The organism is Acidocella aromatica (assembly GCF_014201825.1).
GTDB classification, from domain to species: Bacteria; Pseudomonadota; Alphaproteobacteria; order Acetobacterales; family Acetobacteraceae; genus Acidocella; species Acidocella aromatica.
The window spans coordinates 112,595-137,500 of record NZ_JACHFJ010000002.1 but is presented as its reverse complement, the minus strand read 5'-3'; the positions used below and the strand labels follow the sequence as shown (position 1 = coordinate 137,500).

Below are 24,906 nucleotides of genomic sequence, written 5' to 3'. Positions count from 1 at the left end.
TTACAGCTCTTCCGCCTGCTTGAGCCTAGCCATGGCGCGCCGGTAACGGGCAAGTGTCAGCCCGGCGGCGGCGATGAGGAAGATCACGGTGACGCCGTAAGCGCCGTTGATGAAGGGCCAGTTGTTCATCATCCGCGCTCCACTGCGGCCAAGAGCAGCGAGGCCGTCTTACGCTCGCAGATGGCGGCGGCGATGCGCGCGCAGACCATGGTAAGAAAACCGAGATAAAAGCCCAGCGTGCAGATGAGCAGCGGGTAGAGCATGGTCACGTAGATTTTCGCCCCGCCCGAGATGGAGATGGTGTTGCCTTGGTGCAGCGTATTCCACCACTGCACCGAGTACACGATGATCGGCAGGTTAACCGCCCCGGCCAGCGCCAGAATGGCGGCGGCGCGGTAGCCGTGGGCTTTGTTGTCGAACGCGCGGATGAGCGCGATATGGCCGAGATATAGGAAGAACAGGATCAGCACGGAGGTCAGCCGGGCATCCCATACCCAATAGGCGCCCCACATCGGCTTGCCCCAGAGCGCGCCCGAAACCAAGCAGACAAAGGTGAAGCCCGCGCCCACCGGGCCGATCTCCTCGGCCGCGATATCGGCCAGGGGATGCCGCCAGACGATGGAAAACAGCGAGCATAAAGCCAGCGCGGCGTACCCCGCCATCGCTACCCAGGCGGCGGGGACGTGGACATACATGATGCGCGCGGCATCGCCCTGCTCCCAATCCGCCGGGGCAAATTGATAGCCCCAGACGATGCCAACCACGGTGAGAATGAACGAAGCAGACCCCGCCCAGGGCAGGATGGGCCGAATGGTGCGCAAAAAACGCCCAGGATTGGCGAGATAATGCAGCCATCCGCCGGTTTTGGCTGGCAGGCCGATTGTTTGGACGTTTTCGTTCATATCTTGTTTTTAGGTGAAGCCGGGGGAAATTTGAAGCGGCGCTCAATTGCGATACAGTTGCAGCATGGTGAATTACTGGCTGGTGAAATCCGAACCCGATGCCTTCTCCTGGGATGAACAGGTGAAGAACGGCGTCGAGCCCTGGACGGGCGTGCGCAACCATCTGGCGAAGAAGCATCTGGCCGCGATGCGGCCGGGGGATAGAGCCTTCTTCTACCACTCCAATATCGGCAAGGAGATTGTCGGTATCGTGGAGGTGGTGCGCGAGGCCTACCCCGACCCCAGCGCCGAGAGCGGCCCCTGGGTGTGCGTGGACATGAAGGCGGTGAAGCCGCTGAAAAAACCCGTCACCCTTGCGGCCATCAAGGCCGACCCCAGATTCGCGGAGCTGGCGCTGCTGAAATATTCGCGCCTTTCAGTGGGGCCGGTGAGCGCGGAACACTGGAAAATGCTTTGCGAGATGGGAGGGGTTGATGGCTGAGAGCGCGGTTCTGGCCGGTGGGTGCTTCTGGTGCCTGGAAGCTGCTTACGACGAACTGGCCGGGGTGGAGAAGGTGGAATCCGGCTATGCTGGCGGGCATGTGCCGAACCCAGGCTACAAGCAGGTTTGCACCGGAACGACCGGCCACGCCGAGGTGGTAAAGATCACCTACGATCCGGCGGTGATTTCCTATGCCGATCTGCTGGATGTGTTCTTCACCATCCATGACCCGACGACGCTCAACCGCCAGGGCAACGATGTCGGCACGCAATACCGCTCGGCCATCTACTACGCCTCGCCGGAGCAGAAGGCGGCGGCAGAGGCGGCTGTGGAGAAGTTCTCGCCTGTTTGGGGGAAGATCGTCACCGAGATCGCGCCCCTGGACGTGTTCTACCCCGCGGAGAAGGAGCATGAGGATTACTTCGTGCGTAATCCGTGGTCAGGGTACTGCCAAGCGGTGATCGCGCCCAAGATCGCCAAGCTGCGCAAGGCGTTCCGCGACAGGCTAAAAGCCTGAACAGCAAAAAGGGAACGGTTTTCCGTCCCCTTCCGTCGCAACCAATTTGTCAGGGCTTCACCACTTAAAGGTGCCGCCGAGGCTGACCATCTGCATCTGGGCGTTGCCGTTCTGCAGGTTGCCGTTACCCGGCTGGTGGCGGTGGGCGTACAGATATTGCAGGTACAGGCTCAGATCCTTGCCAATGACGTAGTTTCCGCCAACGGCCAGGCCGTATTCGGACAGGGTGCCTGCCTCGGTGCTGTGCGTGACGGCGCCGGTCTTGGCGTTGACCACGTAAGGCACGTAATTGCCGGCGGTCTGGCTATCGAAGAAGCTGGCGCCGAGCACATAAGGCCCGATCACGTAATTGCCGCTGACGCTGTAGGCCAGGGCATCACGCGCGCCATCGGGCGCGGGCGCGTAGGCATCCAGCGTCTGGCCCCACTTGATGTTCGCCCCCAGGGTTACGGCGTCGGTATCCGTGAACAGGCCATGATAGATGGTCTGCACGCCGACCTGGTAAACCTGCAACTCTTTGAGCCGGTAGCCGTAATTGCCCGTATAGGTGACGACGCCGGAAGTGGTGCTACTGGTCACCAGCGCCCCGGTGTAGCGGACGGGGGTGCCGTCGATCATGCCGGCGGAGATCTTGCTATCGAAATTGCCCAGCTTGAACGCGTACTGGCCCATGAAATCGAACGTATTGTTGCGTTCGGTTGCCAGGGTGGAGGTGAACGTGCTGGCCGAGGTCACCCCAGCGCAGGTGGGGCCCGCCATGGTGCAATAACTGCCATATCCCTCCTTCAGGCCATTGCTGTTCGGCTCATAGGAGAAGATGCCCGAGAACTTGCCCCCGAGATAAGGCTCCCGCACCGCGGGCGAGATCAGCACCACCTTGTTGGTGGTGTAGAGCGCTCCCTGGTCGGCATAGATGAACTGGCCCGGCAGCGCGTTGCCCGGCACCACCATGGCGGAGGTGCTGTCCGTGCTGGCATACTGGGTTCCATCACCGAAGGCCTCGATCACGCCGGTCTGCAGCAGGGAGAAAGCGCCGTCGGTCTGGCCGAAGCGGACATAACCGTAATTCGGGGTGCCGATATACCCATAGACACGGCGGACATATATGGTGCCATTGCTGGTGGAGGCGGAGTTGGCGGTCGAACCCTTGTCGCCGCTATAAAAGGCGTCGCGCAAATCGGTATACACACCGTAGCTGATGCCGCCGATGGTCGTGGCGTCAAACCCCGGATAAATGCGCAGCGAGCCGTTGGTGCTCACCGGGCTTAGCTTCATGCCTCCGTAATTATTAAAAGTAGAGCCGACATCGTCGAGGCCGAACTGGAAATAACCGTTTAGATGCAAGGAAATCGTCCCCGCGGGAACGGGCTTGACCGGCTGGGCATGGGCGTTGCCAGGGACGGCAAACAATACGCCCAGGAAGGCTCCCGTGGTTAAAATTAGTTTACGCATTCATCGAACCCAAGTTCAACCTATTTCCTGTAAGGTTAATAGGGAAATTGGCTATAACACTCCCTGTCACTCCCTTGCAACAGAGCATGCCACATAAACAACACTAATTCTATAATGATTAACTTTTATAGCCAAAAAGACATGGCTTTTCGGAAAAGGCCGAGCCCACAAGCCACATGCCCTCCGCCACGCTCTCGCTGCTGCTTATTGCCTAGCCGATACGCAGCAGCTCCATCCCGTTGCGGGTGAGCCATTCGGAGGCTGCATCCCGGTGCGGGGTGAGGGTTTCGGTCAGCGCCCAGAAATGTTGGCCGTGATTCATATGGCGCAGATGCGCCAGCTCATGCGCCACCACGTAGTCCTGCACATAGTCCGGCGCGCAGATCAGCCGCCAACAGAAGGCGAGCGTGCCATCTGGCGCGCAGGAGCCCCAGCGGGTGCGCGTGTCCTTAATGCGTACAGTCTTCGGCTTCAGTGCCGCCGCCTGGGCTTTCTGCGCCGTCATGGCGGTGAGATGCTGGCGCGCGAGGCGCTTGAGACAATCCGTCACCCGGCGGGCCAGAAAATCCGGCTCGCCGGTCACCAGAATCCGCCCCGGCTCGATCCAGGCACCGCCACGAGCACCTGGCACATGGCCGATGACATGCGGCACCCCATGTACCGGCACCGCCGCCCCCTGGGTAAAGCGTAACGCTTGGGGCAGGGCGGCCAGTTTCTCCGCGGCCCAGCCCTCATGCGCTTGCAACAGGGCCAGACCTGCGCGGCGCGAGGCGCGCATCGGAAGGGTGATGAGCAGCCCGCCAGAAGAAGTGTCTATGCGCAGGGAAATCCGCTTGGCCCGCACCGAGCGGCGGAAGGCTACGGTAGTCAGCGCGCCGTTTACCGGCACCAGCTCGGGCGGCAGATCCTCTGCGCTCATGCCCTGCGCCGCCGGGGCATTTTGCCCGGCCAGTCGGTGAGGTAATGCTCCAGCTCCCCTGCGTCGCGCTCCGAGATGCAGCGCCCAGCCACCGAGGCCCCGGCCTCGAACACGCTTTCCGCCCGTCCCGAGCGCAGCGGATGCCAGGGCGGCAGGTTCTTGCCCTCCTGCAGCAGCCTGTAGGCGCAGCTTGGCGGCAGCCAGTCTATTTTAGCCAATGCCTCGGGGGTAAGCTGCACGCAATCCGGCACCTTGCGGCGACGGTTCGCATAGTCCTTGCAGAGGGCTGTTTTCACGTCCAGCAGCCTGCAGGCCACGTTGGTGAATTCAAGCTCGCCGGTGTCGTCGTCGCGCAGCTTATGCAGGCAGCAGCGCCCGCAGCCATCGCAAAGCGACTCCCACTCCTCCTTGCTCATCTCGCTGAGCTTCTTTTCACGCCAGAATGTCATGCGCCTTACATAGAGGGCGCGTATCGGCACCGCCAGCAGATAACGCGGCCCACGCTGTTGCGGCGCGGCAGTGCTGCGTGGCAAAGTCCGGCCATGGAAAGACGCGCATTTCTCGCCGGCATGTCTATGTCCCTTTGTGCCGCGGGTGCGGCGCAAGCGGAGAGCTTTTCCGCCTTTCTCGCCAAGCTGCGTACCCGCGCCCTGGCGGCCGGGATTCCGGCGGGCATCGTGCACAGCACCACTGCCGGGCTGAAGCCCAACCAGGACGTGCTGAAGCGCGACCAGCATCAGGCGGAATTCACCATGACCTGGGCGGATTACTCCTCGCGCGTGCTGAGCCAGACGCGCATCGATAACGGCCAAGCCAAGGCGGCGGGCGCGCACAACCTGCTGGCGGCGATGACCAGCCGGTTCGGTGTTTCCGCCGAGCCGCTGATCGGCATCTGGGGTATCGAGACCGGGTATGGTGTGTCGCAGGGTAACTTCCACGTCATCGACGCGCTGACAACGCTGGCCTGGGAGCGGCAAAGCAAGTTCTTTGGCGGGCAGGTCATCGACGCGATGCGCATCATCGCCATGGGCGACGCGCCTGCGGGACGGCTGATGGGCTCCTATGCCGGGGCCATGGGCCAGCCGCAATTCATGCCCAACGTGTATCTCTCCACCGCCGTGTCGTTTTCAGGGGCTAGAGCGCCGGATATCTGGCACTCGGATGCCGACAGCCTGGCCTCCATGGCGAATTACCTGGCCAAGGCCGGGTGGCAGACCGGGCTACCCTCCAGCGAGGCTGTGTTTGCCCCCCGCAGCATTGGGCCAAATGGAACGGGGCGGAAGCTGGTGCGCACGCTCGGCTATTGGCAGGGACGCGGGATTCAGCGCCTGCCGGGCGCCGTGCCATTGCCGCCCGATACCCCTGCGGCGCTGCTGCTGCCCGATGGTCCTGGCGGTCAGGCCTTTCTGGTCTATGCCAATTTCTCCGTGATCCGCCGCTATAACCCATCCGATTTCTATGCCCTGGCCGTCGGCGCGCTGGGGCGCATGGTGCTCACCGCATGATCAACCGCTACGCCATCGGCCTGTTTGCCATCCTCGCCAACTGCACGCACACCGTGGCGCCTCCTTCACCCAGTGGGGTGAAATACACGGTGGGTGATCCGTATCAGGCGGGCGGGGAGTGGTTCTACCCGCGCGAGGTGAACGATTACGACGCCACCGGGCTGGCAACCGTCATCACGGATGGTGGTCCCGCCTATACCGCCGATAATGAGAGCTACGACCCGGACGCGCTGGCGGCAGCCTCGCCAGTGCTGCAACTGCCTTGCATCGTCACCGTCACCAATCTGGTGAACGGGCGCTCGGTGGATGTGCGGGTGAATGATCGCGGGCCGATGCAGCCGGGGCGTATCCTGTCCGTCACCCCGCGCGTGGCGCGGCTGCTCAGCTTCCCGTCTGGCGGCATTGTCGAGGTGGAGGTGAAGCTGAACCAGAGCCAGACCATGGCGCTGCAAAGCTCTCTGGGCGCGGTGCCCAAGCTGACCGCCGCTCCCGTGGCCGGGATTACAGCGCAGTCTCTTGCGCCTCCGGGCGGCGGGGCTGCCACGGGCGGAGTGCAGCAGCTCGGCCCCAGCGCCAATGGGGGGAATCTGAACCAGACCGTCACCCTCTCAGGGCAAGTGACGCAGGGGGCGCCGGGGCCAGGGCCGCTCTGGGTCCAGGTGCCGGGCTTTGGCAATGAGCGTGATGGCTTCCGTACCTTGGCGCGCATTCCGGGGCTGCCGGCGCGCGTGGTTCCTGTTTATGGCGGCGACCGTCCGCTCTGGGCGGTGAATGCCGGGCCGTACCACACCGTGGCGGATGCCGATGCCGCCTTGCAGCAGATGCTGCAGGTGGGCATCCCGGACCCCGAAATCATCGTTCGATGAACCGTTATCCCGGTCTGTTCATCACGCTGGAAGGCGGGGAGGGGGCGGGTAAATCCACTGCCGCCAAGGGGCTTGCCGAGTTGCTGCGCGCCGAGGGGCATGAGGTGCTGGCCACGCGCGAGCCAGGGGGCACCAAGGGTGCAGAGGCCATCCGCGCCCTGCTACTGGGCACCGAGACGCCGCTGCACCCGCTGGCCCAGACCATGCTGCACTTCGCTGCCCGGGCTGACCATGTGGAAACCGTGCTGCGCCCAGCGCTGGAGCGCGGGGCTATCGTCATCTGCGACCGTTTTTACGACTCCACCATGGCCTATCAGGGCTATGCCCAGGGGGTGGGGGTTGAGGTCGTGGACAGCCTGATCCGGCTGATCGATCTAGTGCCCGATCTCAGCTTCTTCCTGCGTGTGTCCGAGGATGTGGCCAAGGCCCGGCTTGTCACCCGCGCTGGAGCGACTGACCGCTACGAGAGCATGGGGGAGGATTTTACCGCCAAGCTGATGCGCGGGTTCGAGGCGATCGCGGCGAAAGAGCCTGGGCGCTGCCTGTGGGTCAACTCTTCTGGTACACCGAAGGAGGTGGTGGCCCAACTGCGACAGCTCATAGCCGAAAGGGCAGGGCGCTGATGGTCCACGAACCACGCGCCAACGCTCTGCTGCGCGGGCATGAGGGGGCCGTGGGCTCACTCTACCACGCCGCCATTTCCGGGCGGCTGCATCATGGCTGGCTCCTGGCCGGGCCACCGGGCATCGGCAAGGCCACGCTGGCCTTCCGCTTCGCCCGCTGGCTGCTGGAAGGCGCGGAAACACCGGATCTGTTCGTGCCCGAGATCTCGCCGGTGTTCCGCCGCGTGGCCGCGGGCACGCACCCGGACCTATTCACGGTGGAACGGCGCATCAACGCCAAGACCGAGAAGCTGCAAAGCGAGATCGTCGTCGCCACCATCCAGGAGGCCAGCGCCTTCATGCGCCTCACCCCGGCCGAGGGCGGCTGGCGCGTCGTCATCATCGACGGCGCGGAGGACATGAACACCAACGCCGCCAACGCGCTGCTGAAGCTGTTGGAAGAGCCGCCGCCACGGGCGATCCTGCTGCTGGCGACCTCGGCGCCGGGGCGGCTGCTGCCGACCATACGCTCGCGCTGCCGAATGCTGCCCATGGCACCGCTGGGCGAGACCGAAATGCACGAGCTGCTGAAGGATTACGCGCCGGAGCTGGATTTTGCCGCGCGGGAACGGTTGATCGAGTTGGCGGAGGGGAGCATCGGCACCGCGCTCTCGCTGGCGGCGGAAGGGGGGATTGCCCTTGCCGAGTTGGTGGACGAGGCGCTGGATGCCCCGGTCGCCCCCGCCCGCGCCCAGGCGATTGCCGACACCGTGGCCCGCACCGTGGATGGGGCGGACAAGTTCGAGACGTTTTTCTCCCTGCTGCGCGGGCGCCTCGCCGCGCGCACGCGGGCTGCGGCGCGGGCAGGGCGGGGGGGCAATCTTGCCGCCGAGGTCTCGCTCTGGCAGGAATTCGGCAAAATGGAGCGAGAGGTGATCGGCCTCAACCTCGACAAACGCGCCGCGGTCGTCGTGGCGCTCACGCAATTGCACAGGTCATGAACAAACAAAGCTTCTATATCACCACGCCGATCTATTACGTGAACGGCTCGCCGCATCTCGGCCATGCCTACACCTCCACCGCCGCCGACGCGCTGGCCCGCTGGAACCGGCTGGAAGGGCATGACGTGTTCTTTCTCACCGGCACCGACGAGCACGGCCAGAAGGTGGAAGCCGCCGCCCGCGCCGCCGGGATCGAGCCACAGGAATTCGCCGACCGCGTCTCCGCCGATTTCCAGGACATGGCGCGGGTGATGAACATCTCCAACGACGATTTCATCCGCACCACCGAGGCACGGCACAAGCGCTCCGCCCAAGCACTTTGGACCAAGCTGCGGGAGAGTGGGGCGATCTATCTCGGCAAGTATGAGGGCTGGTACGCGGTGCGCGACGAAGCCTTCTACGACGAGGAAGAGACCAGCGTGAAGCCGGACGGCACGCGCGTCGCCATCGCTTCGGGCGCCGAGGTGAAATGGGTGGTCGAGCCCAGCTATTTCTTTAAACTCAGCGCTTTTCAAGACAAGCTCCTCGCCTTCTACGAGGAGAATCCGGGCTTCATTGCGCCCCAGGCCAAACGCAACGAGATCCTCTCTTTTGTACGTAGCGGGCTGCGCGATCTCTCCGTCTCCCGCACCTCGTTCTCCTGGGGCATTCCGGTGCCGGGGGATGAGCAGCATGTGATGTATGTGTGGCTCGACGCGCTGCAGAACTATCTGACCGCCTGCGGCTACCCCGAGATGGACGGTGAGCGCGCCCATTACTGGCCGGCCAGCCTGCATTTGGTGGGCAAGGAGATCATCCGCTTCCACGCCGTGTACTGGCCGGCCTTCCTGATGGCCGCCGGTATGCCCCTGCCCAGGCGCGTGTTCAGCCATGGCTGGTGGACGGTCGAGGGCGAGAAGATGAGCAAGTCGCTCGGCAACTTCATCGATGTCCGCCCGCTGGTGGAGGAGTTCGGTCTGGACCAGGTTCGCTACTTCCTGCTGCGCGAGGTGCCCTTCGGCAATGATGGCGATTTCTCCCGCAAGGCGCTGATCGGGCGGATCAACTCCGACCTTGCCAACGGCATCGGCAATCTGGCCCAGCGCACACTCTCCTTCATCAACAAGAACGCGGGTGCCGCCGTGCCGCCGCGTGGCGCGCTGCACGAAGCCGACGACGTTCTGCTAGCTCTGGCGGCGGAGTTGCCGGAGCAGATCCGGGCGGCGATGGACCGATTGGCCTTTAACGAGGCTCTTGACGCCACGTGGCGGGTTATCCGGGCCGCCGATGCGTACATAGACCATCAAGCGCCCTGGACGCTCCGCAAGTCTGACACAGACCGGATGAACACCGTGCTGTACACGCTGGCCTCCGTGCTGCGCAGCGTGGGGGTGGTGCTGCAACCGTTCATGCCCGAGACCATGGGCAAATTGCTTGATTATCTCGGGGTTGGGGAAGATCGTTCGCTCACCATCCTGGAAGCGCGACTGGCCGAAGGCACGGCGCTGCCCGCCCCCTCGGGGCTGTTCCCGCGCGTGGTGGAGGCGGCCTGAATGCTCGTCGATACCCATTGCCATCTCGACTATTTCAACCAGCCCGGCGAATGCGAACAGGTTGTCGCGCGCGCCGTGCAGGCGGGGGTAGGGGAGATGGTGACGATCGGCGTGACTTTCGAACAGTCTAAACAAGCCATTGACATTGCAGAGAATTTTGATAATGTCTGGGCATGCGTGGGGGTGCATCCCAACCACGCTGCTGATGTGCTGCCGGTCGTCGCGCCTGAGGCCCTGTCCGAACTGGCGCAGCACCCGAAGGTGATCGGGATCGGCGAATCCGGGCTGGATTACTTTTACGACAAAGCTCCCAAGGACATTCAGACCGAGAATTTCCGCGCCAATATCCGCGCCGCGCAACTCGCCAACGTGCCGCTATGCATCCATGCCCGCGATGCCGATGACGATATCGCCCGCATCCTGCGCGAAGAGCGGGAGCGGGGTGGGGAATTCGGCTTCCTACTGCATTGCTTCTCCTCCAGCCGCGCTCTGGCCGAGGCCGCACTGGAGATGGGCGGCTATATCTCCTTCTCGGGCATGCTTACCTTTCCCAAGGCGCCGGATATCCGCGAGATCGCCAGGGACGTGCCGGAGGACCGCCTGCTGGTGGAGACGGACTCGCCCTACCTCGCCCCCGTGCCGTTCCGCGGTAAGCGCAACGAGCCCGCTTATACCGCCTACACGGCGGCACGATTGGCCGAAATCAAGGGCATGACGCCGGAAGCCTTGGCCGATCTCACCACGCGGAACTTCAAGACGCTGTTCCGGAAGGCGGCATGAAGTTCACCCTGCTGGGCACAAGCGGTTCGGCTGGCCTGCCACAGATCGGCGGGCCGGATGGGCGCGGCGACTGGGGCAGGACCGACCCGAACGAGCCGCGCAACCGCCGCACGCGTACCAGCATCGTTGTTCAAACCGCTGAAAACAAAAATATCCTGGTGGACACCTCGCCGGATTTACGCATGCAGCTCACAAGCTGCGGCATCGGGCGGATTGACGCGGTGATCTACACCCATGCGCATGCCGACCATGTGGCCGGGATCGATGAGGTCCGCATCCTCAACCGTATCATGGACGCGCCGATGCCCTGCTATGGCACCGAGGCACTGTGGGAAGAGTTGAAGCGGCGGTTTGGCTACGCGTTCAAGCCCCATAATGGCGGCTTTTTCGGCCGTCCGGTGCTGCACGACCATATCGTCGCGCCCGGTGAAGCGTTCGAGGTCCTGGGGACCGCCATCCTGCCGCTGGACCAGGACCACGGCTATTCCCGCTCGCTCGGGCTGCGCCTGGGCAATGCCGCCTATTGCACGGACGTGGTGCGGTTTGACGACACCGCCTTCGCGACGTTGCAAGGGCTGGATCTGTTCATCGTGGATTGCTTCACCCCGGCGCAGGACCACCCGACCCATGCCGGGCTGCCCACGGTGCTCTCCTGGGTGGAGCGGCTGAAGCCCAAACGCACGGTGCTGACGCATCTGGGCCCGGATATGGACTACCGCACGCTATGCAACACCCTGCCATCCGGCATAGAGCCGGGCTATGACGGCATGGTGCTGGAGGTTTAACCCCCTCTACTTGGCCCCGTGGTTCAGGGTGTGTGCAATATCGAACACCAGCATCAGCGCCCATGGCTGGTTGGCGGCGCCTATTTGCAGTGGGTGGAAGATGCGGGCGATGCCAGCCTCATCAACGTAGTCATAACGCCGCCCAACCGAAACGGCCTGCCGCGCCGCGGAAGACAGGTCCGAGGCTGTCTGGCCGATGCGCAGAGCGTCTGGATGGGTGGCGTACATGCCGCCATGCGAGAGCAGCAACAGATTGCCCGTGCCGAAGGGCTTGTTGCGGGACAGCTCGGCCTGCAGTTCGTCGAGCAGGAAATCCGCCCCAAGCACCCCGGCAAACCGTCCCTTCAGCTTCAGGGGAGACATCAGGGAGGTCATCTTCACCATATTCCCGGCCACGGGGTAATCGTAGGGCTCCATCATCACATCAGCCCCGGTGCGGCGGGGCAGTTCGTAGTAATCGTTCCGGCCAGGGGTGTCGTAGCCCTGGAGCGGCTCCACGGCGATCCGACCGTTGCCCCTGTACCAGTAGGAGACGAAGCGGCCCGAGGCATCCGTGCCCTCGGTGTTGACGAACTCGGCGTCCCGTCCGTCGAACGCGTTGGGCTCCATGCAGCAGGCGAGGGCGAGCAGCCCCGGATTATTGGTCAGGAATTCGGTCATTACCGCGTTGAATGCGGGGCGGGAGAGTGCCCCCTCCGACTTGCGAAGCCCCACCAGGGCATGTTTCAGCGCATGCAGCGTGGCGGCGATCTGCCTGAACCAGGCTTCGACCCTGGCTGCCTCCAGCCCGGCCAGGCGGATGGCGCTTTGCAGCAGGGCCTCGGCTTCCTCCTGTTCCACGCCGCGCACCGCCTCGGCGATTTCCTGCTTTACCTGGGGCAGCATCTCGTTGATGTCCGCCGTGGCGCTGGCTGTGCGTTCGGCCAGGGTCCGCACCTCGGAGGCCACCACGGAGAAACCGCGCCCGGCCTCACCAGCCCGTGCCGCCTCGATGGTCGCGTTGAAGGAAAGCAGCTTGGTGTGCTTGGCCACGTGGTTGATCACGTCGGCGATCGAGGCGATCTCCTGAAAGCGGCGCTCCAGCCCTGTGACCATGGTTTTCACACGCTGCATCGTGCTGGCGGCGCGCCCCGAAGTTTCCGGTACGGTTATGGTTGGCTGGTGGACGGCTTCTTCTTGCGTCAGCACGAGTTCCAAAGGCATCACTCCATATGGCGGTGGGCGCGCTGGCCCGATCATGCGACACAATCCTTTCCAGCTGCTTAACGTGCTGCCTCGCATATTACTTTCCATAATATTGATTCTGCGATTTTAAGGCGCGCGCGAATTCAAAACTATGGCCGCGGAAGTGCCCCTTGAGTTGACTGGTTCAAAATCAATATGTGCGGCGCATTCATCGGATAAATCAATACTTTCAGAGGCGTGAAGCCGCCGATCCGTAGGCCTGCCGGGCCCCGCATCCGCGTCAGAAATGCCTCGATTTTGCCGCTCCCCGCCCCCCTTCCCTGTTCCGCCGCCCCCTCCAAGCCGCCCGCGCATGTCGGTAACGGGGCATATTGCCGATTACATATTAAAACTAACCTATGGACACTTTTACAAACGGCCATTTCCAACTGTATTTTGCTGTGTAAAAATTTTTTATCTTGTTATTACAGATACTTACGCTATTTTTGCGCATGCTTGAAAATTCCAGATCCACCCCTCTTCCCCGCCTGATTGGCTACGCGCGCATTTCCACCGAGGCCCAGGACACCGACCCGCAGCTCGACGAATTACGGGCCGCAGGCTGCGACATGGTGCTGGAGGAATGCGCCTCCGGCGACGACCGCAACCGGCCGGTTCTGGCCAAGCTGCTGCGCGATATCCGGCGCGGCGACACCCTGGTGGTCGTGCGGCTCGACCGTCTGGCCCGCTCCGTCAACCACCTGCTCTCCGTCATTGGCCAGATCGAGGCAAACGGCGCGCATTTCCGCAGCCTGCGCGACCCGATCGACACCTCAACCCCGCAGGGCATGTTCTCCTTGCAAGTGCTGGGCGCCGTGGCTCAGCTTGAGCGGGCGCTGATTTCCGAACGCACCAAAGCCGGGCTCGACGCCGCGCGGAGCCGTGGCCGTATCGGCGGCAATCCAGGCCTGCGCGCCGGCGACCCCGAGGCCTTCCGCAAGGTCCGCGCGCGCCGTGACGCAGCCCGCCTTGAAAACCTCGTCGCACAGCTCGATTCCTGGCTGCCGACGGTAAGGCGGATGCGCCCTGGCCAGCCCTGGGGCGATGTGGTCAGGGTTCTGAACCAGAACGGCACGGAAAACTGGACGGTCGAACGTCTTCGCCGCACCGTTCAGCGCTTGGTCTCAGAGGGAATTCTTGAAGCCGGATTGCTTGAACGCGCCAAACCCCAGCAAGGTGACGACCGCTTGGTCCGGCTGGTTGCCGGGATCACCGCTGCGGCGCCTGAACGCACGCTCCAGCAGATCGCCGCGCAACTCGAAGCCATGAACGAACGGACGCCGCGCGGGGGAACCAGATGGCACCCGTCCTCGGTCAGGCATCTCCTGGGCAAGGCCGAGAAGCTCGGTTTAGTATCGTAGCCACGCTGGCGCTGGCCATCTGGCTGGGATTAGCCTAGGGCGCGGTGCTGAAAGTAGGGCTCTGGCTGTATTCGTTCACCCGGCTGGGCATTGCTGGCTGCTGGCTTGGTCAGCCCCCTGGAGCCTCACGGCACTGCTGGTCTTCAGCGCCTATGCCTACGGGCTCACCACCAATGCGCAGATCTCCGCCGCCGTGCTGGCCAGCGTCATCGTCGCCGCCAGTTTCGTGCGCTTCGGCCTCGCCACCAGCGCGCTGTATTTTCTCATGGTACGCCCGGCGCTGGCCCGGGCATAACCTCTTGCCAAGCCGGGGCGGCGGGGCCTAGCCTGGGCGAAAATGGAAACGCCAACGCATATCCCCGCCGCCACGCTTGTCCTGTTCGATGAATCAGCCCCCGGCCCCGCCCGGCATCTGATGCTCCAGCGTACGGAGACGATGCGCTTCGCCGCCGGAATGCTGGTCTTCCCCGGCGGGCGGGTTGAGGTGGATGACCACGCCATCGCCGCCAGCCCAACCCTTGCCCGCAACGCACCGGATGAAGCCGATGACTCCGCCGCCCGTGTTGCCGCCATCCGCGAGACGCTGGAGGAAACCGGCATCGCCGTGGCCATCCGCCCCGCCCTTTTGCCCGCCAATATCCCCGCCTGGCGCGCGGCGCTGAAATCTGGTGGCGCGTTCAGCGCGCTCCTGTCCAAATCCGGCCACAGTCTGGACCTCGCTCTGCTCACGCCGTTCAGCCGCTGGTATCCCAAGCATTTGCAGCACCGGCTGTTCGACACACGCTTCTACGCGGCTCGGCGCGAGGGCGAGGCCGAAGCCGTGCATGATGCCGACGAGGCCGCGCATCTGCTCTGGCTCACCGCCAAGACCGCGCTAGATGATGCTGCCACGGGCACGCACCGGCTGATGTTCCCCACGGCGCGCAACCTGGAGCGTTTGGCCGCGCACCCCAGCCTTGCCGCCCTACAGACGCACGTGGCCGCCACGCCCTGGCGGGTCATCACGCCCGAGCCATTGGAAATCGACGGCGCGGCGCATCTGCGCATTCCCGAGGATGCAGGCTATCCCGTCACCCTCGGGCGTCCTTAATCCACCAGCTGGATCAGCACCCGCCGCGCCGACTGCGCCGGCGTGCCGTTCGGGATAGGCGACAAGGCCGGGGTAATGCCGTTGGCGCGGATCTCAATCCGGTCCTCCGGCACACCGTCCTGCACCAGCATATCCGCCACCATCTGGGCGCGGGTCTCCGAGAGGTAGTAATTGACCTTCTCACTGCCCACACTATCCGCCGCCCCGGTCACGACGGCACGCACCTGGGGCGATGCCTTGGCCGCCTGGGCGGCTGAGGCAATCACCGCCTCGGCCGGGACGTCGAGCGCCGCCGAGTAAGGCTGAAAGAACACCGGAGTCGCAGGGCCGACCGGAGTCGCATCGCCCGGCGGTACGGCACAGCCCCCCAACCCAGCCAGAACACAGACGATCATTGCCTTTCTCATCGTGCCGCCTCTCTACTCGTTGACGTTGATTTAGCTCCTCTTCCACCACACTTGGCAACAGCCGATGTTGCCAAAACCGGGCGATCCGGCTCTAACCGGGGCCATAATGGCATCGCTCAGACATCTACTCGGGATCGAGGGGCTCAACCCCGTCACCGCGACCTCTCTGCTCGACCTGGCGGAGAGCTACGCGCTCCTCAACCGCTCGGGCAAAACCCAGCGCGATCTGCTCCGCGGGCGCACGCTCATCAATTTGTTCTTCGAGGACTCGACACGCACGCGCACCAGCTTCGAGCTGGCCGGGCGGCGCCTGGGGGCGGACGTGGTGAACATGTCCGTCGCCACCTCCTCCGTGACCAAGGGCGAGACCCTGCTGGACACGGCCGCCACACTGAACGCCATGAACTGCGACCTGCTGGTAGTGAGGCACAACCGCTCCGGCGCGCCGCATCTGCTGGCGCAGAAGGTCAGCGCCTCGGTCATCAACGCGGGGGACGGCACGCATGAGCACCCGACCCAGGCACTGCTCGATGCCCTGACCATCCGCCGCAACAAGGGGCGCATCTCGGGCCTCACCGTGGCCATCTGCGGCGATGTCGCGCATTCGCGCGTCGCCCGCTCCAACATCCTGCTGCTGACCATGATGGGCAATTTCGTTCGCCTGATCGGGCCGCCAACCCTCATTCCCGGCGGCATCGCCACTTCTGGCGTCACCGTGTTCCACGACATGGAGGAAGGCCTGAAGGGCGCGGATATCGTGATGATGCTGCGCCTGCAGAAGGAGCGCATGACTGGCGGCATGGTGCCTTCCTCGCGCGAGTTCTTCGCCTATTACGGGCTGGACCGGAAGAAGCTCGCCTATGCCAAGCCGGACGCTCTGGTCATGCATCCCGGCCCCATGAACCGGGGCGTGGAGATCGACAGCGATATCGCCGACGATGCCGCCCGCTCGCGCATTCAGGAGCAAGTGGAAATGGGCGTCGCCGTGCGTATGGCCGTGCTCGACACGCTGGCGCGAGGGTAAGTCGATGAGTACATTATTCCGCAATATCAAGTATCTGGACGAATCCGCGCAGTCCCTGCTCGAAGGCGACCTCCTGGTCCAGGGCGGCGTGATCGCCGATTTCGGGCAGAATCTCGGCGTGCCCGAGGGGGCCACCATCGTCGAGGAGCGGGGCGCGATCCTCGCCCCCGGCCTTGTCGATCTGCGCGCCTCGCTCGGCGAGCCGGGCTATGAGTACCGAGAGACCATCGCCAGCGCCGCCGAGGCCGCTGCGGCGGGCGGCATCACCAGCATCGCCGTGCTGCCCGAGAGCGCTCCGCCGATCGACGATCCGGCGCTGGTGCATCTCATCATCTCCCGTGGCATCGAGACAGGCTCGGTCTCCCTCCTGCCCTACGCCGCCGCCACACGCGGCCTGAAGGGCGAGGAGCTGGCCGAATACGGCCTGCTGCGCGATGCCGGAGCTGTCGCCTTCACCGATGGCGGCAAGACCATCGCCTCCTCGCGGCTGATGCGCCTCGCCCTGGCTTACGCCTCGGGCTTTGGCATGCGCATCGTGCAGCATCCAGAGGATGCGGAACTGGCCCGTGGCGGTGCGGCCACCGCAGGCGCCCGCGCCACTTGGATGGGCCTGCCCGGCATCCCCGCCGCCGCCGAAGCGATCTGTGTCGCCCGCGACATCCGCTTGGCCGAGCTGACCGGCGGAGCGGTGCATTTCGCCCACGTCACCACCGGCGAAGCGCTGGACCTGATCCGTGTGGCCAAGGACAAGGGGCTGAAAGTCACCTGCGACACCGCCCCGCCCTATTTCGACATGAACGAAACGGCGATCGGCGACTACCGGACCTACAACAAGCTCTCCCCGCCGCTGCGCTCCGAGGCCGACCGCCTCGCCGTGGTCGCCGCACTGGCTGATGGCACCATCGACGCCATCGCCTCCGACCATCAGCCGCGCGACGCCGACGACAAGCGCCTGCCCTTCGCCGACGCAGCCCCCGGGGGCTGCGGTCTCGCCACCCTGCTCGGCGTCACCCTCGCACGGGTGCAGGAAGGCCAGCTCACCTTGCCCCAGGCCCTGGCGTTGCTGACCAAGAAACCCGCCGAATGGCTGGGCATCGAGGCTGGTGTGATCGCCCGTGGCCGCCCGGCCGATCTGGTGCTGTTCCACCCGGAGCGCTCATGGTTCGTGCAATCGGGCAAGCTGCCAGGCAAGGGGCAGAACACGCCCTTCGACGGCCGCGCTTTGGAAGGCGTGGTGCTCGGCACTTGGAAGGCTGGAAAGCGAGTGTTCGGATGATCACCACCTATTTGCTGATCGCCGCCTTCGCCTATCTCCTGGGCTCCATTCCCTTCGGGCTTCTGCTCACCCGCGCCGCCGGGCTGGGCGATATTCGCGCCATCGGCTCGGGTAATATCGGCGCCACCAACGTGCTGCGCACGGGCAACAAGGCCCTGGCCGCCACCACACTGCTGCTGGACGGGCTGAAGGGCACGCTGGCGGTGGTCTGGGTGCATGCCTATGGCCAGCACGGCGTGTTCGTGGCCGGGTTGTTCGCCTTCCTCGGGCATCTCTTCCCGGTCTGGCTGGGGTTCAAGGGTGGCAAGGGTGTGGCCACGGGGCTGGGCGTGTTCTACGGCCTGTGCTGGCCGCTCGGCCTCGCCTGCTGCGCCGCTTGGCTGCTCACCGCCTTCACGCTGCGCTTCTCCTCGCTGGCGGCTCTGGTGGCCTATGCCGCCGCCCCCATCGCGGCATGGTATTTCGCCTCGCCCAAGACCGCACTGCTGGCCCTGATCATCGCCGCGCTGGTGTACTGGAAGCACAGCGCCAACATCTCCCGTCTGCTTGCGGGCACCGAGCCACGCATCGGCCAGAAGAAGGCCACCGCCTGACGTGAGGGAGAAACTTGAGCGGCTGCGTCTCGTGCGGACCGAGAGCGTCGGTCCTGTCACCTATCGCCGCCTGCTCGCGCGTTTTCCCTCCCCCGCCGAGGCGCTGGACGCCCTGCCCGCCTTGGCCCGCGCCGGTGGTCGCGCCACCACGCCGCGCATCCCCTCAGCCGCCGAGGTTGAGCGCGAATATGCCGCCGTCACCCGAATGGGCGGGCAGTTTCTGTTCCTCGACACGCCCGGCTACCCGGAATTCCTGGCGCAATTGCCTGACGCCCCATCCGCCATCGCCGTGCTGGGCGACGTTTCCCTGCTTTCAGCTCGTTCCGTGGGCATCGTCGGGGCGCGCAACGCCTCGGCCAATGGCATGCGCTTCGCCGAGCATCTGGGCGCTGACCTAACCGAGCGGCTCGTGGTCGTCTCTGGCCTTGCGCGTGGCATAGATGCCGCCGCCCATACTGGCGCGCTGCGGGCGGGCAAGACCATCGCCGTGATCCCCGGAGGGCTGGACGTGCCCTACCCGCCCGAGAACGCCGCTTTGCAGGAACGCATCGCCGAAACTGGCGCCGTGGTGGCCGAGGCGCCGCTGGGCACCGCGCCGCTGGGGCGGCATTTTCCCAAGCGCAATCGCATCATCGCCGGGCTGGTGCTGGGGCTGGTGGTCATCGAGGCCGCCCCGCGCTCTGGCTCGCTGCTCACCGCGCGCCTGGCCAACGAGGCTGGGCGCGAATTGTTCGGCGTACCGGGCAGCCCGCTCGATCCACGCTCCAAGGGGGCCAACGACCTCATCCGCCAGGGCGCGCATCTGCTGGATTGTGCCGAAGACGTGTTTGCCAACCTGCCAGACCATCCTGCCCGCCAAGGGCTGGGGCGCGACCCGCTGTTCACTCGCGGCCAGACAGGTTTCGCCGAGCCGCCGCCCGTCTGGGATGAAGCGATGAGCGAGGCCGAACTCGCCCACGCCCGAGCGGAAATCCTTGCCCTGCTCGGCCCCGAGGGGGCAAGAGTTGACGAGATCGCCTGCCGCTGCCAGTTGTCGAGTGCCGTAATCACGGCCGCCGTGACGGAACTGGAACTCGCCGGACGGGTGGAAACACTCCCCGGCAACCGGATAGCGCGGTGCGAAGACCTATGAATGGAACGGCCTTTGACTGATATCGTCGTCGTCGAATCCCCGGCAAAAGCCAAGACCATCAACAAATATTTGGGTGACGGCTACAAGGTTGTGGCCTCGTTCGGCCATGTGCGCGACCTGCCGCCCAAGGATGGCTCGGTCCGCCCGGACGAGGACTTCGCCATGGATTGGGAGGCCGATGACCGCGGCTCCAAGCAGATCGGCGAGATCGCCAAGGCTCTGAAGGGCGCCAAGACCCTCTATCTGGCGACTGACCCGGATCGCGAGGGCGAGGCCATTTCCTGGCATGTGCGCGCCATGCTGGAGAGCAAGAACGTCCTCAAGGGCATCAACGTCGAGCGCGTAACCTTCAACGAGATCACCAAGAGCGCGATCAAGACGGCGATGGCGCATCCGCGCAAGCTGGATATGCCGCTCATCGAGGCCTATCTTGCCCGGCGGGCCCTGGACTACTTGGTCGGCTTCACCCTCTCGCCGGTGCTGTGGCGCAAGCTGCCGGGCAGCCGCTCGGCCGGGCGCGTGCAGTCGGTCGCGCTGCGGCTGGTGTGCGAGCGCGAAGCCGAGATCGAGGTCTTCAAGGCCCGCGAGTACTGGACGGTCGAGGCCGTGCTGCTCACCCCCACCGGCGCGCCCTACCCGGCCAAGCTCACCCATTTCCAGGGCAAGAAGCTCGACCAGTTCGACCTGAACAACGAGACCGCCGCCCGCGCCGCCGAGGCCGCCGTGCGCGCTGGGGCCTTCTCCGTCTCCAGCGTCGAGAAAAAGCGTACCCGCCGCAACCCGCCGCCGCCCTTCATCACCTCCACCTTGCAGCAGGAGGCCAGCCGCAAGCTTGGCCTCTCCTCGCAGCAGACCATGCGCCTCGCCCAGCAGCTCTACGAGGGCGTGGACATGGGCGGAGATACGGTGGGCCTCATCACCTATATGCGAACCGACGGCGTGCAGCTCGCCAAGGAGGCCGTGCAAGCCATTCGCGGGCAGATCAAATCCGAGTTCGGCGAGAGCTATCTGCCAGCTGCGCCGCGCGAGTACCAAAGCAAAGCCAAGAACGCGCAGGAAGCACACGAAGCGATCCGACCCACCGACATCTCGCTCACCCCAGCCAAGGTGGCGCGCATGCTCAACCCCGAGCAAGCGAAGCTCTACGAGCTAATCTACAAGCGCGCCATGGCCTGCCAGATGTCAGCCGCCGAGCTGGACCAGACCTCCGTCGACCTGACCGACGGCGCGGGCCAGACCCTACGAGCCACCGGCTCCGTCCTGGCGTTCGATGGCTTCCTGCGCCTCTACCGCGAAGACACCGACGACACCGCCCAGGATGACGATGACACGCGCATCCTGCCGCCCATCGCCAAGGGCGACCCTGCCAAGACGCGCGACGTTGCCGCCAACCAGCATTTCACCCAGCCACCGCCACGCTATTCCGAGGCCTCGCTGGTGAAGAAGATGGAGGAGCTGGGCATCGGCCGTCCTTCCACCTACGCCTCCATCCTCTCCGTGCTGCGCGACCGCAATTACGTGCGCCTCGAAGCCCGCCGCTTCATCCCCGAGGACCGTGGCCGTCTGGTCACCGCCTTCCTCACCAGCTTCTTCGCGCGCTACGTGGATACCGGCTTCACCGCCAATCTGGAGGAGCAGCTCGACGAGGTCGCCGAGGGCAACGCAAATTGGCGCGCCGTGCTGCGCGCCTTCTGGGACGACTTTTCAGCCGCCGTGGCGCAGACCAAGGAGCTGAAAATCTCCGACGTCATCGATGCGCTGGACGCCGATCTCGGCCCGCATTTCTTCCCCGCCCGCGAGGACGGCTCCGACCCGCGCGCCTGCCCCTCCTGTAGCGGTGGCCGCCTGGGGCTCAAGCTTGGCCGGTTCGGCAGCTTCATCGGCTGCTCCAACTACCCCACCTGCCAGTACACCCGTAAACTGGCCGTGGAAGGCGGCGACAACCCGGATGACAGCCTGAAGGACGGCATGCGCGTCCTCGGCCAGAACCCGGAGACGGGCGAGGACATCACGCTGCGCCGTGGCCCCTATGGGCTTTACGTGCAGCAGGGCGAGCCGGACCCGAACGACAAGAAGGCTAAGCCCAAACGCGCCTCTCTGGCGCGGGGCATGGATGGTAATACCATCACGTTGGAAGAGGCGCTCGGCCTGCTCTCGCTGCCGCGCCTCGTCGGCATCCACCCGGAGACGGGCCAGAAGATCGAGGCCAATATCGGCCGCTTCGGTCCTTATGTGAAAATGGGTGCGATCTTCGCCTCGCTCGACCGCGATGACAACGTGCTGCATCTCGGCCTGAACCGGGCCATGGATTTGATCGCCAAGAAGCAGGAATCGATCCGCACGGTCGGCGCACACCCCAAGGATGGAGAACCCGTGCTGGTGCGCAAGGGGCGCTTTGGCCCTTACGCCCAATGGGGCAATACAGTCGCCAACCTGCCACGTGGGCAGGAGATGACGGCGGTAACGCTGGATGAGGCTGTGGCGCTGCTCGCCGAGAAGGGCAAGGTGATGGCGCCCAAGGGCAAGAAGGGCGCGGCGAAAAAGGCTCCGGCCAAGAAAGCCGAGGCCAAGCCCGCCGCCAAAAAGGCGGCGGACAAGCCCAAGACAACCAAAGCCCCCGCCAAACCCAAGGCCAAGAAGGCGGCAACCGCCGCCTGACGGCCTTTAAGCTGTGGTCTTTTCCGCTTCTTCGTGGACCGAGATCTTCGTGCGTTTGGCGGCGCTGACCGATTTTTCGCTGGCCTCAGCGGCACCGTCGCCGTTCAGCAGTTTTCCGGCATCGGTGAAGCTGGCCCTGAGTTCCTCGTTGATCTCATGGATCACGTCGATGAACTTGCCCATCTCCTCTGCCCATTGCTGGCTGGCATTGCCGGGTTCCGCCCAGCCGCCATTGAACAGCCCGAGTCGGTTAAAGATGCACTCTTGGCCGAAGCGCAGTTCCAGCCGCGCCGTGGCGGCCATGCCCTGCATCATCCGCTCCTGCGCGCGTAGCACACGTACTGTGCGCTCACGCCAACCGTCCATAATACCTTCGGTGTTGAAAGCCGCAATCGCTTGCTCGAAGCCACGCGGCGTAACTTGACTCTGATGCATGCTCCATTTCCCCCTAAGCAGCGCCCCAAGTATAACAGCGCACGCTCCAGCCGGGTGGTAACAATGCGGCTTGATACGAAAGCTTAACGTCCAGGCCATTTTTTGCATTTTGCGGGTCTGTTCGGGTCTGCGGTGAGAGCAATCTTAACAATTAATTTATGCATAGCGGCGCCAGAAAGAATATGCTTTTCCACACGTCATGACTGCTGCCCCACTCCACTTCCGTGATGAACGATTGATGCTGGACCCCACCGGGGCGGCGTTCTGGTCCAAGAAGCGTGTGCTCATCGTGGCCGACCCGCATTTCGAGAAACAGCAGGGCCTTGCTCTCCGCGCCGGGTTGGCGGCACAGGACACAAAGGCGCTGATCGAGCGGCTCAACCGTTTGGTGCGGCTGTACCGTCCTTCCAGGGTGATCGTGCTTGGCCAATCGCCGCAGGAATTCATGCGTTTAGCCAAGGATGACAGGGCACGGATCGAAGCCATGGCGCGCGAGGCCCAGTTCATCTGGGTCGCGGACAACCATGAGCCGGCCGCCCATGCCCTGCCCGGCCAATGCGCGACGCTGCACCGTGAGGGGCCATTCACCTTCCGCCATCAGGCCTGCGCTCAACTCGCCCCGCGCGAGATCGAGATTTCCGGTAATTTTTCGCCCAAGGCGAGCATCGATGCGCGCGGCCGCCGCGTCTCCCGCCCTTGCTTCGTGGCTGATGCCCAACGCCTGATACTGCCCGCCTTCGGCAGCCTCACCGGCAACATGGATGTCCGCGAGCCCTCCATCTTCCGGCTGTTTCCGCGCGGGCTGCGCGTGTTCCTGCTGGGGCAGGAGCAGCTCTTCTCCTTCGCCCTGGAGCAGCTTGGCCGCATGGCCGAGGTGGCATGAACGCCACCCTCGTCTGGTTCCGCAACGACCTGCGGCTTGCGGACAACCCCGCTTTGCATGCGGCTTGCGCGGCAGGCGGCAAGGTGGCCCTGCTCTATATCCTGGACGAGCGCGCCGGGGCCGCCAGCCGCTGGTGGCTGCACCACTCCCTGGCGGCGCTAGGGCGGGAGATCGCAGCCCGGGGCGGGCATCTTCTGCTACGCCGGGGCGATCCGGTCGAGATCATCCCGAAGCTTGCCGCCGAACTTGGCGTGAGCGAGGTGCATGCCGCCCGCGCCTATGAGCCCTTCTGGCGCTCCACCGACCGCGCCCTGGATACCGCGCTGAAAGCCCACGGTATTGCGCTGCACCGGCATCTTTCCGCCTCGCTCTTTCCCCCTGAGCGCATCACCACTAAAACCGGCGGGTTGTACGGAGTATTCACGCCTTTCTCCAAAGCCTGCTTCGCCGCCGGGGTGCCGGATATCTTCCTGCGCGCGCCTGAGCGGATCAACGGCCTTGCCGCCCCCTCCGACGCGCTGAAGGACTGGCGCCTGCTGCCCACCAAACCCGACTGGACAGGAGGGATGCGCGCGGCATGGACACCAGGCGAGGCTGGGGCGAACGCCCGGCTGAAAGAGTTCCTGGACGGCCCTATCCAGCGTTACGCCGAGGCACGGGACATTCCCGCTCATCCAGGTACGGCCAAGCTCTCCCCGCATGCCCACTTTGGCGAGATCTCGCCTCGTTACGTGTGGCACCGCGCCGCCGCCTGCGGCGAGGGAAAGGGTGTGCAAACCTTCCTCAAGGAGCTGCTTTGGCGGGAGTTTTCCATCAATCTACTCTGGCAGCACCCGGATATCCGCACCGCGCCCATCCGCCCCGAATTTGCCGCCTTCCCCTGGGCCGAGGCCCCGCAAGCCTTGCGCGTCTGGCAGCTTGGGCAGACGGGCATTCCCATCGTGGATGCCGGGATGCGCGAGCTGTGGCAGACGGGCTGGATGCATAACCGCGTGCGGATGATTTGCGCCTCCTTCCTGGTGAAGCACCTGCTCATCCCCTGGCAAGCGGGCGAGGCTTGGTTCTGGGACACGCTGGTGGACGCCGACGAAGCCGCCAATGGCGCCTCCTGGCAATGGGTGGCGGGCTGCGGGGCCGATGCAGCGCCCTATTTCCGCATCTTCAACCCCGTGCTCCAGGGCCAGAAATTCGATCCCGATGGCGCTTACGTCCGCCGCTACGTGCCGGAGCTGGCGAAGCTGCCAGCCGCCTGCATCCACGCACCGTGGGAGGCCGATCCGGCCATTCTCGCACATGCCGGGGTGCGGCTGGGGCAGAGTTATCCTCGCCCGGTTATCGGGCTGACTGAGGGGCGCGAGCGCGCCCTGGCTGCCTATGGCGCCATTAAAGCCGGATAATATTACGCAAACACCTTGTCATTCCCGCCAGGGGTGACAAAGTAACAGTTGTAATGCACTTATTTTCAACAACTTCCGGCAGTT

At 64.6% G+C, this 24,906-nt stretch carries 26 protein-coding genes; 18 read left to right on the top strand and 8 right to left on the bottom strand.

The features are described 5' to 3' along the window. Together ccmD and ccmC are read right to left on the bottom strand one after the other, a co-directional pair. Complete coding sequence (ccmD, locus tag HNP71_RS03180) at window positions 1-132, bottom strand: heme exporter protein CcmD (protein ID WP_221246603.1); 132 nt, start codon at window positions 130-132, stop codon at window positions 1-3. Next, the gene (gene ccmC / locus HNP71_RS03175) at window positions 129-902 is read right to left on the bottom strand and encodes a heme ABC transporter permease CcmC (protein ID WP_183265425.1); all 774 of its coding nucleotides are present in this window, start codon (window positions 900-902) and stop codon (window positions 129-131) included. The genes ccmD and ccmC overlap by 4 nt, the downstream gene beginning before the upstream one ends. 67 nt (window positions 903-969) lie before the next feature. On the opposite strand from ccmC, the gene HNP71_RS03170 reads away from it, so the two are divergent. Beyond that, window positions 970-1,383 (top strand): EVE domain-containing protein, encoded by a 414-nt coding sequence (locus tag HNP71_RS03170; RefSeq protein ID WP_183265694.1) that lies wholly within the window; start codon window positions 970-972, stop codon window positions 1,381-1,383. Next, entirely contained in the window at window positions 1,376-1,900 is a 525-nt protein-coding gene (gene msrA, locus HNP71_RS03165; protein WP_183265423.1) for a peptide-methionine (S)-S-oxide reductase MsrA, read from the top strand. Before HNP71_RS03170 ends, msrA begins: the two co-directional genes overlap by 8 nt. A gap of 57 nt (window positions 1,901-1,957) precedes the next feature. On the opposite strand, the gene HNP71_RS03160 is transcribed toward msrA, so the two are convergent. From HNP71_RS03160 to HNP71_RS03150, 3 genes are all read right to left on the bottom strand, one after another. After that, entirely contained in the window at window positions 1,958-3,352 is a 1,395-nt protein-coding gene (locus HNP71_RS03160) for a hypothetical protein (RefSeq protein WP_183265421.1), read from the bottom strand. A 211-nt stretch (window positions 3,353-3,563) separates the two neighbouring features. Next, a complete protein-coding gene (locus tag HNP71_RS03155) occupies window positions 3,564-4,271 on the bottom strand; it encodes a M48 family metallopeptidase (RefSeq protein ID WP_183265420.1) in 708 nt (235 codons plus the stop codon). Further along, complete coding sequence (locus HNP71_RS03150) at window positions 4,268-4,720, bottom strand: YcgN family cysteine cluster protein (RefSeq protein WP_183265419.1); 453 nt, start codon at window positions 4,718-4,720, stop codon at window positions 4,268-4,270. Before HNP71_RS03150 ends, HNP71_RS03155 begins: the two co-directional genes overlap by 4 nt. A gap of 120 nt (window positions 4,721-4,840) precedes the next feature. Between HNP71_RS03150 and HNP71_RS03145 the strand changes: the two genes are divergently transcribed. Genes HNP71_RS03145 through HNP71_RS03115 form a run of 7 tightly spaced genes read left to right on the top strand, consistent with a single transcriptional unit; the run spans window position 4,841 to window position 11,342 of the window. Continuing rightward, window positions 4,841-5,776 carry a lytic murein transglycosylase gene (locus tag HNP71_RS03145; protein WP_246344046.1) on the top strand — a complete coding sequence of 312 codons (936 nt, stop codon included), beginning with the start codon at window positions 4,841-4,843 and terminating at the stop codon, window positions 5,774-5,776. Continuing rightward, complete coding sequence (locus HNP71_RS03140; RefSeq protein WP_183265416.1) at window positions 5,773-6,642, top strand: SPOR domain-containing protein; 870 nt, start codon at window positions 5,773-5,775, stop codon at window positions 6,640-6,642. Before HNP71_RS03145 ends, HNP71_RS03140 begins: the two co-directional genes overlap by 4 nt. Then, on the top strand, window positions 6,639-7,265 hold the full coding sequence (tmk, locus tag HNP71_RS03135; RefSeq protein WP_183265414.1) for a dTMP kinase: 627 nt from the start codon (window positions 6,639-6,641) through the stop codon (window positions 7,263-7,265). The genes HNP71_RS03140 and tmk overlap by 4 nt, the downstream gene beginning before the upstream one ends. Continuing rightward, window positions 7,265-8,245, top strand: a complete 981-nt coding sequence (locus HNP71_RS03130; protein ID WP_183265413.1) for a DNA polymerase III subunit delta' — start codon at window positions 7,265-7,267, stop codon at window positions 8,243-8,245. Before tmk ends, HNP71_RS03130 begins: the two co-directional genes overlap by 1 nt. Continuing rightward, window positions 8,242-9,777, top strand: a complete 1,536-nt coding sequence (gene metG, locus HNP71_RS03125) for a methionine--tRNA ligase (RefSeq protein WP_183265411.1) — start codon at window positions 8,242-8,244, stop codon at window positions 9,775-9,777. The genes HNP71_RS03130 and metG overlap by 4 nt, the downstream gene beginning before the upstream one ends. Continuing rightward, window positions 9,778-10,557: a TatD family hydrolase gene (locus tag HNP71_RS03120; RefSeq protein WP_183265410.1), complete on the top strand. Its 780-nt coding sequence runs from the start codon at window positions 9,778-9,780 to the stop codon at window positions 10,555-10,557. Further along, the gene (locus HNP71_RS03115) at window positions 10,554-11,342 is read left to right on the top strand and encodes an MBL fold metallo-hydrolase (protein ID WP_183265408.1); all 789 of its coding nucleotides are present in this window, start codon (window positions 10,554-10,556) and stop codon (window positions 11,340-11,342) included. Before HNP71_RS03120 ends, HNP71_RS03115 begins: the two co-directional genes overlap by 4 nt. A 6-nt stretch (window positions 11,343-11,348) precedes the next feature. Here the strand turns inward: HNP71_RS03115 and HNP71_RS03110 are convergent, their stop codons facing one another. Beyond that, window positions 11,349-12,545, bottom strand: a complete 1,197-nt coding sequence (locus HNP71_RS03110; protein ID WP_183265407.1) for a methyl-accepting chemotaxis protein — start codon at window positions 12,543-12,545, stop codon at window positions 11,349-11,351. A gap of 473 nt (window positions 12,546-13,018) precedes the next feature. Here HNP71_RS03110 and HNP71_RS03105 point away from each other — a divergent pair, with 473 nt between their 5' ends. Beyond that, window positions 13,019-13,927, top strand: a complete 909-nt coding sequence (locus HNP71_RS03105) for a recombinase family protein (protein ID WP_183265405.1) — start codon at window positions 13,019-13,021, stop codon at window positions 13,925-13,927. A gap of 337 nt (window positions 13,928-14,264) precedes the next feature. Continuing rightward, window positions 14,265-15,017 carry an NUDIX hydrolase gene (locus HNP71_RS03100; protein ID WP_183265404.1) on the top strand — a complete coding sequence of 251 codons (753 nt, stop codon included), beginning with the start codon at window positions 14,265-14,267 and terminating at the stop codon, window positions 15,015-15,017. Here the strand turns inward: HNP71_RS03100 and HNP71_RS03095 are convergent. Next, window positions 15,014-15,412, bottom strand: a complete 399-nt coding sequence (locus HNP71_RS03095) for an OmpA family protein (protein ID WP_221246600.1) — start codon at window positions 15,410-15,412, stop codon at window positions 15,014-15,016. The two genes, HNP71_RS03100 and HNP71_RS03095, sit on opposite strands and share 4 nt — an antisense overlap. Before the next feature lie 118 nt (window positions 15,413-15,530). On the opposite strand from HNP71_RS03095, the gene HNP71_RS03090 reads away from it, so the two are divergent. The 5 genes from HNP71_RS03090 to topA are packed head-to-tail and all read left to right on the top strand — an operon-like array spanning window position 15,531 to window position 22,107. Continuing rightward, on the top strand, window positions 15,531-16,448 hold the full coding sequence (locus tag HNP71_RS03090; protein ID WP_183265402.1) for an aspartate carbamoyltransferase catalytic subunit: 918 nt from the start codon (window positions 15,531-15,533) through the stop codon (window positions 16,446-16,448). 4 nt (window positions 16,449-16,452) lie between these two features. After that, window positions 16,453-17,724, top strand: coding sequence for a dihydroorotase (locus tag HNP71_RS03085; RefSeq protein ID WP_183265401.1), 1,272 nt, complete (start codon window positions 16,453-16,455; stop codon window positions 17,722-17,724). After that, entirely contained in the window at window positions 17,721-18,317 is a 597-nt protein-coding gene (gene plsY, locus HNP71_RS03080) for a glycerol-3-phosphate 1-O-acyltransferase PlsY (RefSeq protein ID WP_183265400.1), read from the top strand. Before HNP71_RS03085 ends, plsY begins: the two co-directional genes overlap by 4 nt. Window position 18,318: 1 nt before the next feature. After that, complete coding sequence (gene dprA / locus HNP71_RS03075) at window positions 18,319-19,449, top strand: DNA-processing protein DprA (RefSeq protein WP_183265399.1); 1,131 nt, start codon at window positions 18,319-18,321, stop codon at window positions 19,447-19,449. Between the two features lie 12 nt (window positions 19,450-19,461). Continuing rightward, the gene (gene topA / locus HNP71_RS03070; RefSeq protein ID WP_183265398.1) at window positions 19,462-22,107 is read left to right on the top strand and encodes a type I DNA topoisomerase; all 2,646 of its coding nucleotides are present in this window, start codon (window positions 19,462-19,464) and stop codon (window positions 22,105-22,107) included. 6 nt (window positions 22,108-22,113) lie between these two features. On the opposite strand, the gene HNP71_RS03065 is transcribed toward topA, so the two are convergent. After that, window positions 22,114-22,542 carry a hypothetical protein gene (locus tag HNP71_RS03065; protein WP_183265396.1) on the bottom strand — a complete coding sequence of 143 codons (429 nt, stop codon included), beginning with the start codon at window positions 22,540-22,542 and terminating at the stop codon, window positions 22,114-22,116. 238 nt (window positions 22,543-22,780) lie between these two features. Here HNP71_RS03065 and HNP71_RS03060 point away from each other — a divergent pair, with 238 nt between their 5' ends. Beyond that, complete coding sequence (locus HNP71_RS03060; protein WP_246344045.1) at window positions 22,781-23,425, top strand: metallophosphoesterase family protein; 645 nt, start codon at window positions 22,781-22,783, stop codon at window positions 23,423-23,425. Then, entirely contained in the window at window positions 23,422-24,822 is a 1,401-nt protein-coding gene (locus tag HNP71_RS03055) for a cryptochrome/photolyase family protein (RefSeq protein WP_183265394.1), read from the top strand. Before HNP71_RS03060 ends, HNP71_RS03055 begins: the two co-directional genes overlap by 4 nt. Window positions 24,823-24,906 lie beyond the last annotated feature (84 nt).